16 protein-coding genes and 1 riboswitch are annotated in these 16,185 nt (G+C 68.0%); of the genes, 7 read left to right on the top strand and 9 right to left on the bottom strand.

Annotated elements, in window-relative coordinates; all coding sequences use genetic code 11:
• The first annotated feature begins 142 nt into the window (after window positions 1-142).
• Window positions 143-365, top strand: a riboswitch (cobalamin riboswitch).
• Window positions 366-480: 115 nt separating this feature from the next.
• A complete protein-coding gene (gene btuB / locus B9Y82_RS00790) occupies window positions 481-2,322 on the top strand; it encodes a TonB-dependent vitamin B12 receptor (protein WP_100471172.1) in 1,842 nt (613 codons plus the stop codon).
• A gap of 85 nt (window positions 2,323-2,407) precedes the next feature.
• Here the strand turns inward: btuB and gph are convergent, their stop codons facing one another.
• From gph to B9Y82_RS00775, 3 genes are all read right to left on the bottom strand, one after another.
• Window positions 2,408-3,076 (bottom strand): phosphoglycolate phosphatase, encoded by a 669-nt coding sequence (gene gph / locus B9Y82_RS00785; RefSeq protein WP_100471171.1) that lies wholly within the window; start codon window positions 3,074-3,076, stop codon window positions 2,408-2,410.
• 76 nt (window positions 3,077-3,152) lie between these two features.
• Window positions 3,153-3,944 carry a class I SAM-dependent methyltransferase gene (locus B9Y82_RS00780; protein ID WP_100471170.1) on the bottom strand — a complete coding sequence of 264 codons (792 nt, stop codon included), beginning with the start codon at window positions 3,942-3,944 and terminating at the stop codon, window positions 3,153-3,155.
• Window positions 3,941-4,870 carry a LysR family transcriptional regulator gene (locus B9Y82_RS00775; protein ID WP_100471169.1) on the bottom strand — a complete coding sequence of 310 codons (930 nt, stop codon included), beginning with the start codon at window positions 4,868-4,870 and terminating at the stop codon, window positions 3,941-3,943. Before B9Y82_RS00775 ends, B9Y82_RS00780 begins: the two co-directional genes overlap by 4 nt.
• 108 nt (window positions 4,871-4,978) lie before the next feature.
• Between B9Y82_RS00775 and B9Y82_RS00770 the strand changes: the two genes are divergently transcribed.
• The gene (locus B9Y82_RS00770) at window positions 4,979-5,617 is read left to right on the top strand and encodes an NAD(P)-dependent oxidoreductase (RefSeq protein WP_100471168.1); all 639 of its coding nucleotides are present in this window, start codon (window positions 4,979-4,981) and stop codon (window positions 5,615-5,617) included.
• 91 nt (window positions 5,618-5,708) lie between these two features.
• Complete coding sequence (locus B9Y82_RS00765; RefSeq protein ID WP_100471167.1) at window positions 5,709-6,620, top strand: MBL fold metallo-hydrolase; 912 nt, start codon at window positions 5,709-5,711, stop codon at window positions 6,618-6,620.
• A gap of 312 nt (window positions 6,621-6,932) precedes the next feature.
• Here the strand turns inward: B9Y82_RS00765 and dinB are convergent, their stop codons facing one another.
• Entirely contained in the window at window positions 6,933-8,027 is a 1,095-nt protein-coding gene (gene dinB, locus B9Y82_RS00755) for a DNA polymerase IV (RefSeq protein WP_100471166.1), read from the bottom strand.
• Between the two features lie 191 nt (window positions 8,028-8,218).
• On the opposite strand from dinB, the gene fabA reads away from it, so the two are divergent.
• Together fabA and fabB are read left to right on the top strand one after the other, a co-directional pair.
• On the top strand, window positions 8,219-8,734 hold the full coding sequence (gene fabA, locus B9Y82_RS00750; RefSeq protein WP_100471165.1) for a 3-hydroxyacyl-[acyl-carrier-protein] dehydratase FabA: 516 nt from the start codon (window positions 8,219-8,221) through the stop codon (window positions 8,732-8,734).
• Complete coding sequence (gene fabB / locus B9Y82_RS00745) at window positions 8,734-9,942, top strand: beta-ketoacyl-ACP synthase I (protein WP_100471164.1); 1,209 nt, start codon at window positions 8,734-8,736, stop codon at window positions 9,940-9,942. Before fabA ends, fabB begins: the two co-directional genes overlap by 1 nt.
• A gap of 113 nt (window positions 9,943-10,055) precedes the next feature.
• Here fabB and B9Y82_RS00740 read toward each other — a convergent pair whose 3' ends face one another.
• Genes B9Y82_RS00740 through B9Y82_RS00730 form a run of 3 tightly spaced genes read right to left on the bottom strand, consistent with a single transcriptional unit; the run spans window position 10,056 to window position 12,498 of the window.
• On the bottom strand, window positions 10,056-10,739 hold the full coding sequence (locus B9Y82_RS00740) for an HAD family hydrolase (protein WP_100471163.1): 684 nt from the start codon (window positions 10,737-10,739) through the stop codon (window positions 10,056-10,058).
• Entirely contained in the window at window positions 10,736-11,437 is a 702-nt protein-coding gene (locus B9Y82_RS00735) for a pseudouridine synthase (RefSeq protein WP_100471162.1), read from the bottom strand. Before B9Y82_RS00735 ends, B9Y82_RS00740 begins: the two co-directional genes overlap by 4 nt.
• Window positions 11,434-12,498: a class I SAM-dependent methyltransferase gene (locus B9Y82_RS00730; protein ID WP_100471161.1), complete on the bottom strand. Its 1,065-nt coding sequence runs from the start codon at window positions 12,496-12,498 to the stop codon at window positions 11,434-11,436. The genes B9Y82_RS00735 and B9Y82_RS00730 overlap by 4 nt, the downstream gene beginning before the upstream one ends.
• A 159-nt stretch (window positions 12,499-12,657) precedes the next feature.
• On the opposite strand from B9Y82_RS00730, the gene B9Y82_RS00725 reads away from it, so the two are divergent.
• On the top strand, window positions 12,658-12,921 hold the full coding sequence (locus B9Y82_RS00725) for a hypothetical protein (protein WP_005407925.1): 264 nt from the start codon (window positions 12,658-12,660) through the stop codon (window positions 12,919-12,921).
• A 49-nt stretch (window positions 12,922-12,970) separates the two neighbouring features.
• Here the strand turns inward: B9Y82_RS00725 and B9Y82_RS00720 are convergent, their stop codons facing one another.
• Together B9Y82_RS00720 and B9Y82_RS00715 are read right to left on the bottom strand one after the other, a co-directional pair.
• Window positions 12,971-13,264 (bottom strand): DUF3247 family protein, encoded by a 294-nt coding sequence (locus tag B9Y82_RS00720; RefSeq protein ID WP_100471160.1) that lies wholly within the window; start codon window positions 13,262-13,264, stop codon window positions 12,971-12,973.
• A 43-nt stretch (window positions 13,265-13,307) separates the two neighbouring features.
• Window positions 13,308-15,296 carry a hybrid sensor histidine kinase/response regulator gene (locus B9Y82_RS00715; RefSeq protein ID WP_100471159.1) on the bottom strand — a complete coding sequence of 663 codons (1,989 nt, stop codon included), beginning with the start codon at window positions 15,294-15,296 and terminating at the stop codon, window positions 13,308-13,310.
• 243 nt (window positions 15,297-15,539) lie between these two features.
• On the opposite strand from B9Y82_RS00715, the gene B9Y82_RS00710 reads away from it, so the two are divergent.
• Window positions 15,540-16,103, top strand: a complete 564-nt coding sequence (locus B9Y82_RS00710) for a DUF3016 domain-containing protein (RefSeq protein ID WP_100471158.1) — start codon at window positions 15,540-15,542, stop codon at window positions 16,101-16,103.
• Window positions 16,104-16,185: the final 82 nt, after the last annotated feature.

The raw sequence follows: 16,185 nt of genomic DNA, 5'->3' as shown, positions 1-16,185 counted from the left end.
GCACGCGTCCTGTACGGGCAACGCGGGAACAGCGGAAAACAGGCGGACATCGGCAACGGCACCACGGGATCAAGGGACCATTCTAAAGGCACGGCAAAGGCAGTCGAGCAGGCTCGACGCTACGGGCCGCCTTCGATGCCGTAGACTGCGCGCACTTCCAGGTGACCTGCGGCCACGGCCGGCAGGTTGAAACGGGAAGCCGGTGACGCGTGATTCAACGCCATGCCGGCGCTGCCCCCGCAACGGTAAGCACGTCAGTTCCAGGCAACAACGCCACTGTGCCGCAGGCATGGGAAGGCGCCTGGACGGTGGCCTCGCGCCACCCGGCGGCAAGCCCGGAGACCGGCCCGGAAGCCTCAGGTCGCGATGCGGTGGGCATGGCGCTGGATGACCGCAGCCTGCGCTGCGGCGTCGGCGCATGCCTGCCTTCGCGGCTCCTCCCCTTCGCCACGCGGGCGTGCGTGGCACCTGGAGTCCCCCATGAAGCTGCAGTCCCGAATGCTGTCCCTGGCCGTGCTGGCCGCCCTGCCCACGCTGGCCCAGGCCGCCGATGACACCACCGCGCTCGACCAGATTCTGGTCACCGCCACCCGCACCCCGATCGCCCTGCAGGACAGCATCGCGCCGGCCCAGGTGATCGACCGTGCGCAGATCGAATCCAGCCAGGCCACCTCGCTGCAGGAGCTGCTGCGCGGCCGCGCCGGCATCAACCTGGCCAATGCCGGCGGGCTCGGCAAGCAGAGCTCGCTGTTCCTACGCGGCACCAACTCGGGCCACACCGTGGTGCTGGTCGACGGCGTGCGCATCAACAGCGCCGACCTCGGCCTGGCCATGTACCAGGACCTGCCGCTGGCGCAGATCGAGCGCGTGGAAATCGTGCGCGGCCCGCAGTCCAGCCTGTACGGCGCCGACGCCATCGGGGGCGTGATCCAGATCTTCACCCGCCGCAACCAGGGCGATTTCGCCCCGCACTTCCAGCTCGGTGGCGGCAGCAACGGCCTGCGCGAAGCCAGCGGCGGCATCGGTGGTGGCACCGAACGCGGCTGGTTCGGCGCCGACATCGCCTACCAGCATTCCGATGGCATCGACGCCTGTCGCGGCTCGGCGACACTGTTCACCGGCTGCTTCGCCGACGAACCCGACCGCGATGGCTACCGCAACCTGTCCAAGAGCCTGCGTGGCGGCTACACCTTCAACGACCAGTGGAACGTGGAAGGCAGCGCGCTGCGCGCCGACGGCAAGAACCACTACGACGGCTATTACAACTACTCGGAAACCCGCCAGCAGGTGCTGGCCGGCAAGGTGCGCTACACCCCGTCCGAGCGCCTGGCCTTCACTGCAAATGTCGGCCGCAGCGACAACGAGTCGGATAATTTCGGCGACTTCGGTGCCCGCGGCAGCGCGCAGACCCATCGCGACAGCGCCTCGCTGCAGGGTGACATCACCTTGGCCGAAGGCCAGCTGCTGAGCACCGGCGTGGACTGGAGCGAAGACAATCTGGATGGCAGCAGCGCCGGGTATCTCGTCGACAGCCGCCGCAACACCGGCGTGTTCGTGCAGTACCAGGGCCGCTTCGGCCGCCACCAGCTGCAGGCCAGCGCGCGCAACGACGACAACCAGCAGTTCGGCAACCATGCCACCGGCAGCCTCGGCTGGGCGATGCAGCTGGAGCACGGCCTGCGTGTCAATGCCAGCTACGGCACCGCGTTCAAGGCGCCGACCTTCAGCGACCTGTACGACCCGTGGAGCGGCGTGCCAACGTTGAACCCGGAGAAGTCGAAGAGCGCCAACCTCGGTGTTTCGCAGCAGGGCCAGGGCTGGCATTGGGGCCTGGACGTCTACGAGACCCGCATCGATGACCTGATCACCTACGATGCGTCCACCATGAAAATGCAGCAGGTGGAGAAGGCGCGCATCCGTGGCGCCGAGCTGACCGGCGGCGTGCTGTTGGCCGGCTTCGACATCAACGCGCAGCTGAGCTACACCGACCCGCGCAACCGCACCCACGGCAGCACCCAGTTCGACAACTGGCTGCCGCGCCGTGCACAGCAGACCGCACGCCTGGACATCGACCGTCGTTTCGGCGGTTTCCGCGCCGGCCTGACCGTGCAGGGTGCGGGCAAGCGTTATGACGATGCCGCCAACGCGGTGAAGGTTGGCGGCTACGGTACCTTGGACCTGCGCGCCGAGTACGCGCTGACGCCGGAATGGTCGCTGCTGGCGCGTGCCGCCAACGTGTTCGACCGCCGCTACGAGACGGTGGCGTGGTTCAACCAGCCCGGCCGCGAGTACCAGCTGAGCGTGCGTTACCAGCCGAAGTAAGGAAATGCGCCGGGCATTGCCCGGCGCATCCTGACGCCATCGACGCATGGCGTCGATCTACTGTGAGCCGAGCGTGGGCTCGGCTCTATACCGGAATGCCCGTGGCCAACCCCGGCAGCTCACGCAGGTCGTCGATCACCGCCACCGCATGCGCGGTGGCCAGGTCCAGGCCGCGCGGATAGCCGTAGCGCACCAGCGCGATCGGCATGCCGGCATCTTCGGCGGCACGGTAGTCGGTCAGCGAATCGCCCACCATCAGGCAGGCATCCACCGGCAACCCGAAGTGCGCGGCGATGTGCCGCAGTGGCTCACCGCTGGGCTTGCGCTGCGGCAGCGAATCGCCGCCCAGTATCAGCGCGAACGCATCACCGATGCCCAGGTGCTGCAGAAGCGGTGGCACCAGCGCTTCGGGCTTGTTGGTGCAGATTGCCAGCGGCACATGGCGTGCACGCAGCTGGGCCAGTGCTTCGGCCACGCCATCGAACAGGCGCGGGCTGCGCAGCAGGCACTCACGGTAGTGCACCATGAACACCGGCATCACTTCGGCCAGGTCGACCTCGCGGCCGGCCGCATGCATGGCCTGTTCGACCAGGCGGCGCACACCGTCGCCGATCCAGCCGAGCACCGTGGTTTCCGGCACGCGTGCCACACCGATGGCCTCCAGCGTGCGGTTCAGCGCTTCAGCGATATCAGCCGCGCTGTCGACCAGCGTGCCATCGAGGTCGAACACGACCAGCGGATAGGGATACGACAAGGGACGGCACCTGTTGAACGTGGGGCCGTCCATTGTACGCCGCCGCTTTTTCCGCAGACCCTTCTGCCGCTGTGCCTCAGCCGATCCTGCGTGCGCGGGTGGCGAGGAAGGTGGGCAGATAGCGGTCGATCAGGAAGCGCGGCTGCGGCTGCCAGTCTTCCATGAAGCGGTCGATGACGAAGCCGGCATCCAGCTGCCCACCGATCAGTTCGGTCAGGCTGTGGCCGAAGGTCAGCGCATCGCCACGGGCCAGCTTTGCCTCGCGCTCGGCCGGCGCCAGGTCTTCCAGGTCCGAATAGGGAATGGCGTACCGCGGCCGGATCAGGCCCTGTGCATCCAGCTGCGGATCACGTGCACCGACGAACAGCACCGGGTTGTAGAAGCTGGCCATCAGCATCCCGTCGCGCGCCAGCACACGGCGGCATTCGGTCCACACCGGGCGCACGTCGGGCACGTACAGGTTGGAGATCGGGTGGAACACCACGTCGAAGCTGTCGTTGGCGAACACGTGCAGGTCGCGCATGTCGCCCTGCACCGTGCGCAGCTGCAGGCCGTCGCGCGCAGCGACCCGGCGGTCCTGTTCCAGCTGCCCGTCGGACAGATCGAACACGGTGACGTCGGCGCCCGCAGCCGCCAGCACCGGCGCCTGCTGGCCCCCGCCCGAGGCCAGGCACAGGATGCGACGGCCGCGCACGTCGCCCAGCCAGTCCAGTGGCAACGCGCGGGGCGTGAGGTGCACCTGCCAGCGGCCTTCGCGCGCGGCGGCAATGGTTGAACTCTCCACCGGGCGCGACCATTCGCGCACTTCGCTGGCCTGGCGGTCCCAGGCAGCACGGTTGTGGTCGATCAAGGCCTGTCCATGGTTCATGTGTTCTCCTTGCCCGGTGGGCGCCAATCCAGATCCTGGAAGGCCGGGCTGGCGAAACACTCGGCCAGGTAGTCCAGGAATCGCCGCATGATAGCGGGCTGCTGGCGCCGCGACGCGTACACGGCATGAATGCCGAGCTCATCCAGGCTGAATCCGGGCAGCAGTTCGATCAGCTCGCCACTGCGCAGCAGCGGCGCCACCTGGTAGGTCGGCAGCATGGCAATGCCGGCACCGGCGCGCACCGCCTCCAGCAGCAGCGAGGCCTCGTTGGCACTGATGTTCCCGCCTACCGCCACCGACAACGAACGGCCATCGCGGTGCAGCTGCCACAGGCTCCTGCCGACGTAGTGATGGGTCAGGCAGTTGTGCGCGGCCAGGTGCTCGGGGGCGGTCGGTGTGCCGCGTGCCTGCAGGTAGGACGGCGTTGCGCACAGTACCGAGCGGCAGGTGGCCAGCCGCCGTGCGATCAGGCTGGGGTCGATCTGGCGCGCGATACGCACGGCCAGGTCCACCCGCTCCTCCACCAGGTTCACCGTGCGGTCGACCAGCAGCAGCTCGATGCGTGCCGCCGGATGACGCGCAACAAAGCCGGCCACCGCCCGCGCCAGGTGGCTCTGCCCGAACGACACGCTGGCAGTCACCCGCAGCGTGCCGTGCGGCTCGGGATCATCACTGGCCAGCTCGCCCTGCAGCTCCTCGCCAATCGCCAGCATCTGACGGAAGCGCGCCAGCGCCGCCTCGCCCGGGCCGGTCAGGCTGATCCGGCGCGTGGTCCGGTGCAGCAGGCGTGCACCCAGCCAGCCCTCGACCTCGGCCAGGTAGCGGCTGACCATCGCCCGCGACATGTCCAGCACCTCAGCGGCAGCGGTGAGGCTGCCGCGCTCGGCCACTTCGACGAACACGGTCATGGCGGTCAGTCGGTCCATATGCTCGATCCATGCAACAAACAAGCGCGTTATACGCTGTTTTTCGAGCGACTGCAGCGGCCTAGAGTGGCCCCATTCCCACCCCACACCGCCCCACGGAGTCCTGCCATGAAGATCGCCCTCGTTGGTTCCACCGGCAACATCGGCCGCCAGATCGCCCGCCACGCGCTGGCCCACGGCCACGAACTCACCGTCATCGTGCGCAGCGCACAGGACCTTCCGGCTGAACTGGCCGGTGCCCATCCGGTGATCGCCTCGCTGGATGACCCGGACGCGCTGGTTGCCGCCATCGCCGGCCACGACGTACTGGCCAGCGCCTACGGCCCGCGACCGGGCGATGACATCGGCCGCGTGGGCGAGGTTGCCGCGCAGCTGGCCGCCGCCGCACGCAAGGCCGGTGTACCGCGCCTGATGGTGGTCGGTGGTGCCGGCAGCCTGGAAGTGGCCCCCGGCGTGCAGCTGGTCGATACCCCCACCTTCCCGGAGGCCTACAAGCCTTACGCACTGGCCCACCGTGAGGCGTTCAACCGCCTGCAGGCGGTGGATGACCTGGACTGGACCTTCTTCTCGCCGGCCGCCGAAATCGGCCCGGGTGAAGAGCGTGGCCAGTACCGCGTGCAGCCCAAGGCGCTCCTGGCCGATGCCAGCGGCCACAGCCGCATCAGCTACGCCGACTACGGCGCCGCGTTCGTCGCCGAGCTGGAAGCGCATGCGTACCCGAAGCAGATCATCACCGCGGCGTATTGATCCACGTGCGTCCCTTGTAGTGCCGAGCCTGCGCTCGGCGCTACGCGAACCTGCAGCCGGGCATTGGCTCGGCGCTACACAAGGAATTCCGATGCGTACCGCTGCCCTGCTGCTTCCCCTCGCCCTGGCCGCCACCTTCACCGGTGCGCCGCTGCTGGCCGCGCCAGCCACCGCAGCGCCGACCACGGCGACGAAATCCCAGCTGCACCTGCAGACCTTCCATCCCGGCCCGCAGGCGATGTTCTCGGTGTCCTCGGTGCTGATCGAAGGCCGCCACGACGCGATCCTGGTCAATACGCAGTTTGGTGCCAGTGACGCGCGCAAGCTGGTCGCGCTGATCCGCGCCAGCGGCAAGCAGCTGACCACGATCTACATCAGCCACGGTGATCCGGATTACTACTTCGGCCTGGCCACCGTGCAGGACGCGTTCCCGCAGGCACGCATCGTCGCCACCGCGCAGACCGTCGCCCACATCCAGCAGACCCAGGCCGGCAAGCTGGCCTACTGGGGGCCGAAGATGGGTACCGACGTGCCCGCGCGCATCGTGGTGCCGCAGGTGCTGGACGGCGATGCCCTGCAGCTGGAAGGCCAGCGCCTGCCGCTGATCGGCCTGGATGGCCCGACCCCGGACCGCACGGTGCTGTGGGTGCCGTCGCTGCGCGCGATCGTCGGTGGCATTCCGGTGGTGGCCGGTGAACACGTGTGGATGGCCGACACGCAGACGCCGAAGTCGCACACCGACTGGCTGCAGACCCTGCAGCGACTGCAGGCACTGAAGCCGAAGGTGGTGGTGCCGGGGCATTACGCGCCGGGTGCGGCGCTGGATGCCAGTGCGCTGCGCTTCACCGCGGACTACATCCGTGCGTTCGACGCCGAGACGGCAAAGGCCAAGGACAGTGCGGCGCTGGTGAAAGCAATGCAGGCACGCTACCCGAAGCTGGACGGCGTGGCATCGCTGGAACTGAGTGCGAAGGTGGCCAAGGGCGAGATGCAGTGGCCATGAGCTAGGGGGTTTTCTTTTGCAGGGCTGCGCCCTGCACCGGCAGAGGCAACAGCAACAGCCGAAGCAACAGCAGAAGCTGGTTTCCTGAGGGTGGGCGGGGTGGGTCCGGTTGCGGGGGGCGCTGCAAGTACGTCCATGTAAGCTCGGTCGCCGCATCCATGCGGCGTACGCCCCCGCAACCGGACCCACCCCGCCTTCGACAGTTTCCCGCTAACTGTCGGAACCTGCTGCTGATGGTGGGTGCCGACCGTTGGTCGGCACGGGGTCGGATCCCGTTGCTACGCAACGGGCTCTGACCCCACTGTTTGATGATTAGGTATCTGTGGGATTGTTCATGTCGTGCTCGAACAATTCCCCCTGCACCACCGGTTCCTTTTCGCGGAAGCCGCCGAGCCCGACGCCGACCAGCCGGTAGCGGGTCTCCGCCGGCAGGTCGACGCGGGCACGCAGGGCCAGGGCGATATCGCGCAGTTCTTCCATCGACTCGGGCGGGCGCTCCGGAGTGAAGCTGCGGGTGAGGATGCGGAACTGCGCGGTCTTCAGCTTCAGCACCACGGTGTGACCGACACGCTCGGTCTTGCGCGTGGCATTCCAGGTCTTCTCCGCCAGCTGCACGATCGCCTCGCCGAGGTCTTCCAACGGCAGGTCCTCGGCGAAGGTGTCCTCCGAGGAGATCGACTGCACCTGCTGGTCCGGCTCCACCGGCCGCTCGTCGATGCCGCGCGCACGGTTGTACAGGCTGCGACCGAAACTGCCGAACGCCTCTTCCAGATCGATCAAGGCCCACTGCCGCAGATCGCCGCAGGTGACGATGCCACGTGCGGCAAGTTTTCCTTCCATCACCTTGCCGACGCCGGGCACCCGGCTCACCGGCAGTGGCAGCAGGAAGGCGTCCACCCGCTGCGGCGGAATCACGAACTGGCCGTCGGGCTTGCGCCAGTCCGAGGCGATCTTGGCCAGGAACTTGTTCGGCGCGATCCCGGCTGAAGCGGTCAGGTTCGTCTCCTCGCGGATCTGCGCACGGATGGTGCGGGCGATGTCGGTGGCCAGTTCGATGCCGCTCTTCGGCTCGGTCACGTCCAGGTAGGCCTCGTCCAGCGACAACGGCTCGACCAGGTCGGTATGGCGCAGGAAGATCCCGCGTACCTGCTGTGACACCGCCTTGTAACGTGCGAAGTCCGGCGGCACGAAGATCGCGTCCGGGCACAGGCGCTCGGCACGCACGGCGGGCATCGCCGAACGCACGCCGAACACGCGTGCCTCGTACGAGGCCGCGCACACCACCGAGCGTGCGCCGCGCCATGCCACAACCACCGGCTTGCCGCGCAGTGACGGATCGTCGCGCTGCTCCACCGACGCGTAGAACGCGTCCATGTCAACGTGGATGATCTTGCGCAGTCGGGTCATGTCAGGCGGAAAAGGCGGGGGCGTGCCGAACGGGCCACACGCCGAAGTATGGTCGTTGCACATCAACAGGATGCGCGTATTCCCTTGAAAACACTACGGTTGCGTACGGTTGAAATGTTTGATCGGCACAGTTTCCACGGGCATCCTCGAGGACTTGTTTTCCCGTTTCCCCGCTTCCAGGATTGTGCTTCATGACCCGTCTCCACGCGTTCAACCGCGAACAGCTGCTGGCCAGCGCACGCGGTGAACTGTTCGGCACCGCCGCCGGCCGTTTGCCCAACGATCCGATGCTGATGTTCGACCGCATCACCGACATCCGCGAGGACGGCGGACCGCATGGCAAGGGCATGGTACGCGCCGAGCTGGATATCCGCCCGGACCTGTGGTTCTTCGGCTGCCACTTCATCGGTGACCCGGTGATGCCCGGCTGCCTGGGCCTGGATGCCATGTGGCAGCTGACCGGCTTCTTCCTGACCTGGCTGGGCGCCCCGGGCAAGGGCCGCGCACTGGGCTGCGGCGAGGTGAAGTTCACCGGCCAGGTCCTGCCGGAGGCCAAGCGGGTGCGCTACGAGATCGACATCAGCCGGGTCATCAACCGCAAGCTGGTGATGGCCCAGTCGGACGCCCGCATGTACGTGGATGATCGCGAAATCTACAGCGCGCGCGACCTGCGCGTCGGCCTGTTCACTGAAACCGGGAGCTTCTGATGCGTCGCGTCGTCATCACCGGCATGGGCATCACGTCCTGCCTCGGCAATGATCTGGATACCGTTTCGGCTGCGCTGCGCGAAGGGCGCTCGGGCATCACCGCCCTGGCCGACCACGCCGAAGCGGGCCTGCGCAGCCAGGTCGGCGGTCGCGTCGACCTCGATCTGGAGGCGCTGATCGACCGCAAGCAGAAGCGCTTCATGAGCGATGCAGCGGCCTTCGCCTACCTGTCCATGCGCGATGCCATCGCCGATGCCGGGCTCAGCCCCGAGCAGGTCAGCAACCTGCGTACCGGCCTGATCGCCGGTTCCGGTGGCGGCTCCAGCGAGTGGCAGATCGGCGCGGTCGACCTGCTGCGCGAACGTGGCGTGCGCAAGGTCGGCCCGTACATGGTGCCGCGCACGATGTGCTCGACGGTCTCCGCCTGCCTGGCCACGGCCTACCAGATCAAGGGCGTCAGCTATTCGCTGTCGGCCGCCTGCGCGACCTCGGCGCACTGCATCGGCGCCGCCGCGGACATGATCCGCCATGGCGCTCAGGACATCATGTTCGCCGGAGGTGGCGAAGACCTGCACTGGTCGATGAGCGTGATGTTCGACGCGATGGGCGCGCTGTCGACCAGCTTCAACGACACCCCGGCCAGCGCCTCGCGCCCGTACGACAAGGACCGCGACGGCTTCGTCATCGCCGGTGGCGGCGGCATGCTGGTGCTGGAGGATTACGACCACGCCGTCGCACGCGGCGCACACATCCATGCCGAGCTGATCGGCTATGGCGTGACCTCCGATGGCGCCGACATGGTCGCCCCGTCCGGCGAAGGCGCGGTGCGCTGCATGAAGATGGCGCTGCAGGGCGTCGATCGCCCGCTGGACTACCTCAACACCCACGGCACCTCCACGCCGCTGGGCGACGTCACCGAGCTCAACGCAATCCGCGAAGTGTTCGGCGACGCGATGCCGCCGCTGTCCTCGACCAAGGCGCTGTCCGGCCATTCGCTGGGCGCGGCCAGCGTGCACGAGGCAATCTACTGCCTGCTGATGATGCGCGATGGCTTCGTTGCCGGTTCGGCCAACATCGGCGAACTGGACCCGAAGGTGGAGAGCTTCCCGATCCTGCGCGAGAGCCGCGAGCAGACGCTCGATACGGTGATGTCCAACAGCTTCGGCTTCGGTGGCACCAACGCTGCGCTGGTGTTCGGGCGGGTGTGATTGGGCAGGTGTGCCGACCAACGGTCGGCACCCACCTGGGCAGGGGTGGGTGCCAACCAAGGTTGGCACCCACCAAAGCAGTAAAGAGTGCCGACCAGCGGTCGGCACCCACCTTACCTCGGTAGCAGCGGCAGCAGCAGCGCGTGCGCGTCCACCAGCGAGCCGACGATGCGGTGGCCCAGTGCGCGCAGCTCTTCATCCGGATGCACCAGATCCGGCACCTGGATCACGGTCATGCCGGCCGCCAGTGCGGCGCGCGTGCCGGCCGGTGAGTCTTCCAGCGCCAGGCAGCGCTCGGGCACCTGGCCCAGCCGCTGCGCGGCCAGCAGGTAGATGTCCGGCGCCGGCTTCGGCCGCGCCACGTCACCACTGGTGATCACGGCATCGAAGTACGGCAGCAGGCCTGCGGCCGCCAGCTTGCGGTTGGCGCGCGGCTGCCGCGTGGTGGTCGCCACCGCACGCGGTACCGCGTGCGCCTTCAGCAGCTCCAGCAGCTCCAGGATGCCTGGTCGCAGCGGCAGCCCGGTCTGCGTGCGTGCTTCGTACAGCTCATGACAACGTGCCGCCACCGCCTCGATCACGCTGTCCTCGATGCCCTGCGCGCGCAGCAACGCGTGCGTATCACGGTCACCGAGGCCGACCATGCGCAGGAACACGGCGTCTTCCACGCCCAGCCCGAATTCGTCGGCGGCCTCGCTCCAGCAGGCCAGCGAGACGCGCTCGCTGTCGATCATCAGGCCGTCCATGTCGAAGATGACGGCGTCGGGCAGGAACGGCAGCGCAGCGATGGTGGTCATGGAGCGAACAGCGTATCCAGGTCGGTGGAAGTGAGCTGCCGCCATTGCCCTTCGTCCAGGCCCTGCAGGTCCAGCCCGCCGACGCGGCTGCGGTGCAGGGCCTGCACGTGGTTGCCGGTGGCGGCGAACATGCGGCGTACCTGATGGTAGCGGCCTTCATGCAGCACCAGCCGCGCGCGACGCGCCTCCAGCACTTCCAGTTCAGCCGGCAGCAGGGGCGTCTTCTCGGACTCCAGCATCAGCGTACCGCTGGCGAACAGCGCTACCTCGTCGCCGCGCAGGTCGTCGCTCAACTCGACCTCATAGACTTTCGGCAGCTTCGACTTCGGCGAGATGATCCGGTGCAGCAGGCTGCCATCGTCGGTCAGCAACAGCAGGCCACTGGTCTCGCGGTCGAGGCGGCCCACCGTGGACACCACCGGGTCGCGGTCGCGGAAGCGCGGCGGCAGCAGGTCGTAGATCAGGCGGCCGGTGTCCTTGGTCGAACAGGTGTAGCCGGCCGGCTTGTGCAGCGCGATCGACAGCCCCACCGGCGGGTCCAGCGGCTCGCCATCGACCCGGATCGCCTCGTGCGGCACCTGGTCGTCGGCATACAGCACCTCGCCGTCGGCGTCGGTGACGCGGCCTTCGCGGAACATCCACTGCACCTGCTTGCGGCTGCCATAGCCCAGGTTGGCGATGTGCTTGACCAGCTTCACTTGCCCTTCCCCTTCACGGCTTCAACCAGCTTGAAGCCGTCGCGCTCGGCGACCACGCGCACCGCGCCGAAGCTGTCGTTGAGAGTGTGCTCGTACGGCAGGTGGCGGTTGGCCACCACGTACAGGCGCCCGCCCGGGCGCAGTGCCTGCGCGGCCACGGCGATGAAGCGCTGGCCGATGTCCGGGCGGTCGGCACGCGACGGCGTGTGGAACGGCGGATTGCTGATGATGACGTCGTAGCCTGGCTCGATGCCGGCGGTGACGTCCTGCCACAGGAAGCGCAGCGGCAGCGCGCGCGGCGGCGGCGCCAGGTTCAGTTCGGCCAGCGCCAGCGCACGCTGCTCGGCCTCGTACAGGTCCAGCGCAGTGATCTTCGGGCAGCGTTCCAGCAGCTCGCGCGACAGATAGCCGTAGCCAGCGCCCAGGTCGGCAGCGCGTCCGGCCAGATCGGCCGGCAGGTGCTCGGCCAGCAGCGCCGACGCCGGATCGATGCGATCCCAGGCGAACACGCCCGGGCGGCTGAGGAAGCGGCCACCCACGATCGGGCGCACCGCATCCAGCGCGGACCAGCGCTTGGCCAGGTCGGCGTCGTGCTGGCCCTGCAGCGGGGCGGTCCAGTACACGCGGCAGTGGTTCTTGGTCAGGCAACCACCGAGGCCGGCCAGCTGCTTGAGGTCGCCTTCACCGGAGCGCGCGCCTTCATTGTTGGACTGGCAGGCAACGATGCGGCCGCCTTCGGCGACCAGCGCCAGCGCGCGGGCGAACAGCGCACGGGCTTCTTCACGCTGGCGCGGTGGCAGCACCAGCACCAGCGGGTAACGGCCCTTGCCGGCCACATCATCCAGCTGGCCACAGACGGTCCAGCCGGCGGCCTGCTGCAGTGGCTGCGCGAACGGGGCAAAGCTCTGTTCGCAGTGCACCTCGCGGTTGCCGGCCGCTTCGCGCAGCGGCCAGCCATCGCGGGCACGCAGGAACGCCACCGGGCCCTCCGGCCAGCGCAGCGCGCCTTGGGAGAACGGCAGGAGCAGGGTCTGCAGGGGGGCGTCGTCGCTGGAGGCCATCGGCGCGGGTACTTCAAGCGTGAGGGCCGTCCATTGTACCGGCTTGGCCGCGCCGGCCCCGGCTGGTCGCTTTGCGAAACCCGAACGGGGCCTTGATGTGGCAGAAACATTGAAACGTTCAGGGTAGAGGCTCCCCCCCGGAAACCCAGGAGAACCTGCATGCGAGCCTTGTTCGTCGGTGGCGTGGTCGATAACAGCGAAATGGACCTGGAAGGCAGCCATCCGCCCGTGCATTACCCCGAGGACACCGGCGGCGGCCACTCACGCTACCGGCTGCACCAGGTTGGCCATGGCGCCGACGGCAGCGTGGCGTATGCGGTGTACGGCGCGCCGGACCTGGCCGATGACGAGGTGGCCCGGGTCGCTGAAGAACGTGCCTACGCGCGCCGGTTCGAAGCGACGCCGACGTTGTTCGAGCATTGAGCGTGAGGGATCGGCAACCGGTCGCCGGGCATGGCCCGGCGCTACCGGTTTACGCGGTCCTCGGTGGCAACTGCCGGATGCTGGCAATCTCGTCCAGCCAGACATGGTGCTGCTGCACCGGCGTATCGTAGTCATCCAGGCGCAGCTGGCCATTGCTGCCTTCGTCACCGGCCTCGTTGCGGTACTGCTGCACCGTCGGTCTCACCGCGACGGTGCCGAGCAGGCGGCGACCATCGTGCAGGGTCAGTTCCACCTGCGTTTCGCCTTCCAGCTGCGGCAGCAGGGCTTCCAGGCGCGCGATCTGCGCCGGGTCGGTATGGATGCGGGGAGCTATGCGGGACATCGGCGACCTCCTGCAGGCAGGGTCGCCGATCGGCCGTGAATGCTCAGTGCAGCGCGCTGTCCACCCGGGGTACCTGCACCTTGCGCACCGCAGCCACCAGCTGCGCCACCGAGTACGGCTTGGCCACGTGTTCCTGGAAGCCCGACGCCAGCGCGCGCCGGCGGTCATCGGCACGCGCCAGCGCGGTCACGGCCACCGCGGGCAGGGTCATGGCGTCCACGCCCATGTCCTCGCGCAGCGTACGCACCAGGCCATACCCATCCATGCCCGGCATGCCGATGTCGGTCAACATCACGTGGTACTGCAGATGGCCGGTGTCGGCCAGCAGCGCCAGCGCCTCACCGGCCGAACTGGCCGCGGACACGCTGGCGCCCTGCTCTTCCAGCATGCGCCGCAGGTACTCCAGCACTTCCGGCTGGTCTTCCACCGCCAGCACGTGCATGCCGCGCAGCGGGTACGGCTCGACGATCACCGGTTCCAGGATCGGCCCGCTGATCACTTCGCGCAGCGGACGCCGCTCGGCATCGGGAATGTGCTTCGGCAGGCGCACGGTAAAGGTGGAGCCGTGGCCGTGGCCCTCGCTGGCCGCGGCGACCGTGCCGCCATGCAGTTCGACCAGCTGCTGCACGATCGCCAGGCCCAGTCCCAGTCCACCATGGCGTCGGGTGGTGGTGCCATCGGCCTGGCGGAAGCGGCTGAACAGATGATTGAGGAATTCGGGCGCGATGCCATCACCGGTATCGCGCACGGTGATCTCCCAGTGATTGCCATCGGCCCGCAGCTGCAGGTCGATGCGGCCTTCAGCCGGGGTGAACTTGATCGCGTTCGAGAGCAGGTTCCAGAACACCTGCTGCAGGCGCGTGGCATCGCCCAGCACCAGGCTGGGTTGCCCGGGCAGCTGCAGGTGCACGTCCAGCGCCTTGCCTTCGGCCACCAGTTCCTGCGCGCCGAGGGCCTCACCCAGCACCGTGCTCAGGTCCAGCACTTCCACCTCCAGCTGCACCTTGCCCAGCAGCATGCTGCTGAGGTCGAGCATGTCCGAGATCAGCCGCTTCTGCGCGCCGGCGCTGTTGGCGATCACGTTCAGGCCCTTGTACAGCGGGCTGGTGTTGTCCACGCGCTGCAGCAGCAGCTCACTCCAGCCGAGGATGGTGGTCAACGGCGTACGCAGCTCATGCGACAGCGTGGCCAGGAATTCATCCTTCAGCCGCGCCATGTTTTCCGCCGCACTGCGCGCAGCGCGCTCGGACTGCAGCAGTTCCTCGCGGGCCAGTTCGATCTCGCGGCGTTCGGTCACGTCCGGGCTGCTGCCGGCCAGGCCGATGAAGCGCCCCATGCGCGAGAAGCGCGGGCGGGCATTCATCTCCAGCCAGCGCCACTGCCCGTCGGCACGGCGCGCGCGCACCAGCGCATGCATCGAGCGCTGCGCCTTCAGCGCTTCCTGCAGTTCGTACTCGAACACCGACGCATCGTCCGGGTGCACCAGGCCACGCCAGACGTCTTCCGGCACACGCGTCTCGTCACCGCCGAAGAACTCGCTGAAGGCGCTGTTGACGAATCGGGCATGGCCGCGCTCGTCGAGCACCCACACCGGCATCGGCAGGCCATCGGCCAGCGCGCTGAAGCGGGCTTCGCTCTCGCCCAGCTCCACTTCCATCTGCTTGCGCGCGGTGATGTCGAAGAACAGGATGCCGACCTTGTCCTCGCCCGGCCGGCCCACGCGCACCGCGTCAACCGCGAACGAGCGGCCCAGCGCGCGCGCTTCCATCTCGAACTGGGCGGGGCGACCACTGCGTGCGACCTCACCGTAGATGCGGAACCAGTCTTCCTCATGGTGCGGTTCCAGCACGCTCATGCGCTGGCCGCACGCATCCTTCAGGCCGGTGTGGCGCTCGAAGGCGTCGTTGACCTCGATGAAACGATAGTCGACCGCAAGATCGCCCTCGAACAGCACCTGGATCACGCAGAAACCGGCGTTGATGCGCTCAAGCACGCCATGATGCAGGTCGGGTTCGGGCGCCGGCACCATCATCGGTGGGCGCTCCACGAGGGGCGGCAGTGTGGACAAGGGCGTCTGTGCGGGCCGGGTTGGAGGCACAGCATCTTCCAGAGGGCGTATTCACAGCGTCAAGCGCCGTCAGTCATGGTTGACGACGATGAATTGGCGGCAACCACCCTTGTGCCCGACGCATCAGGCCATTGCTGTCGCCTGAAAGCAGGATCACACTCGATCTGTGATCAACATCGCCCCATCGAGGGGACGCAGGAGACCGTCATGAAACGCTCAATCGCGATTGCCCTGTTGGCAGGGGCTCTTGTGGCGGGCGGCGCCAACGCGGCACCGCGCACCGTGACCGACCCGGAAGCGCCGCGCGCACTGCAGGCCGATGGCCCGGTCAATGTGAAGTGGGACGATCCGGCCAAATTCACCGAGATCCGCCAAAGCACCAACCGCTTCGAGGCCGAGCGTGGCGACTGGGTGCAGCAGCTGGCGCGCTACCTGCAGACCGCCGCCGCCAAGCCGCTGCAGCCAGGGCAGACGCTCGATGTGACCCTGGTCGACATCAAGCGCGCCGGTGACTACGAGCCATGGCACGGCCCGCGCGGCCGCGACATCCGGATCATGCGCGACATCTACCCACCGCGGATCAGCCTGCAGTACACGTTGAAGGACGCCAACGGACGCATCGTCAGCGAGGGCGATGCGCGCCTGAGCGATACCGGCTACCTGCACAACGTCGGCCTGAAGAGCGACAGCGATCCGCTTCGCTACGAGAAGCGCCTGATCGATGACTGGGTCAAGCGCCAGCTGGCCAGCGAGGCGACCGCTGCGCGATAAGCCCATCGGCAGGTGTCGACCTTGGTCGACACCCATTCACGGCACCGGCCAAGGTCAGCCGCCACCAGAGCCGAGCGCGGGC

This window comes from Stenotrophomonas maltophilia, from assembly GCF_002799155.1.
Classification (GTDB): Bacteria; Pseudomonadota; Gammaproteobacteria; order Xanthomonadales; family Xanthomonadaceae; genus Stenotrophomonas; species Stenotrophomonas maltophilia_R.
This window is presented reverse-complemented; position numbering and strand designations above follow the sequence as displayed.

What these genes read in the sequence shown, in the direction of transcription:
- B9Y82_RS00780 (WP_100471170.1), bottom strand. Translation starts at nt 3,944, where the DNA reads ATGAACCATGGACAGGCCTTGATCGACCACAACCGTGCTGCCTGGGAC.
- B9Y82_RS00720 (WP_100471160.1), bottom strand. Translation starts at nt 13,264, where the DNA reads ATGTCCCGCATAGCTCCCCGCATCCATACCGACCCGGCGCAGATCGCG.
- fabA (WP_100471165.1), top strand. Translation starts at nt 8,219, where the DNA reads ATGACCCGTCTCCACGCGTTCAACCGCGAACAGCTGCTGGCCAGCGCA.
- dinB (WP_100471166.1), bottom strand. Translation starts at nt 8,027, where the DNA reads ATGACCCGACTGCGCAAGATCATCCACGTTGACATGGACGCGTTCTAC.
- B9Y82_RS00710 (WP_100471158.1), top strand. Translation starts at nt 15,540, where the DNA reads ATGAAACGCTCAATCGCGATTGCCCTGTTGGCAGGGGCTCTTGTGGCG.
- B9Y82_RS00730 (WP_100471161.1), bottom strand. Translation starts at nt 12,498, where the DNA reads ATGGCCTCCAGCGACGACGCCCCCCTGCAGACCCTGCTCCTGCCGTTC.
- B9Y82_RS00775 (WP_100471169.1), bottom strand. Translation starts at nt 4,870, where the DNA reads ATGGACCGACTGACCGCCATGACCGTGTTCGTCGAAGTGGCCGAGCGC.
- B9Y82_RS00725 (WP_005407925.1), top strand. Translation starts at nt 12,658, where the DNA reads ATGCGAGCCTTGTTCGTCGGTGGCGTGGTCGATAACAGCGAAATGGAC.
- B9Y82_RS00770 (WP_100471168.1), top strand. Translation starts at nt 4,979, where the DNA reads ATGAAGATCGCCCTCGTTGGTTCCACCGGCAACATCGGCCGCCAGATC.
- btuB (WP_100471172.1), top strand. Translation starts at nt 481, where the DNA reads ATGAAGCTGCAGTCCCGAATGCTGTCCCTGGCCGTGCTGGCCGCCCTG.
- B9Y82_RS00765 (WP_100471167.1), top strand. Translation starts at nt 5,709, where the DNA reads ATGCGTACCGCTGCCCTGCTGCTTCCCCTCGCCCTGGCCGCCACCTTC.
- B9Y82_RS00715 (WP_100471159.1), bottom strand. Translation starts at nt 15,296, where the DNA reads ATGATGGTGCCGGCGCCCGAACCCGACCTGCATCATGGCGTGCTTGAG.
- fabB (WP_100471164.1), top strand. Translation starts at nt 8,734, where the DNA reads ATGCGTCGCGTCGTCATCACCGGCATGGGCATCACGTCCTGCCTCGGC.
- B9Y82_RS00740 (WP_100471163.1), bottom strand. Translation starts at nt 10,739, where the DNA reads ATGACCACCATCGCTGCGCTGCCGTTCCTGCCCGACGCCGTCATCTTC.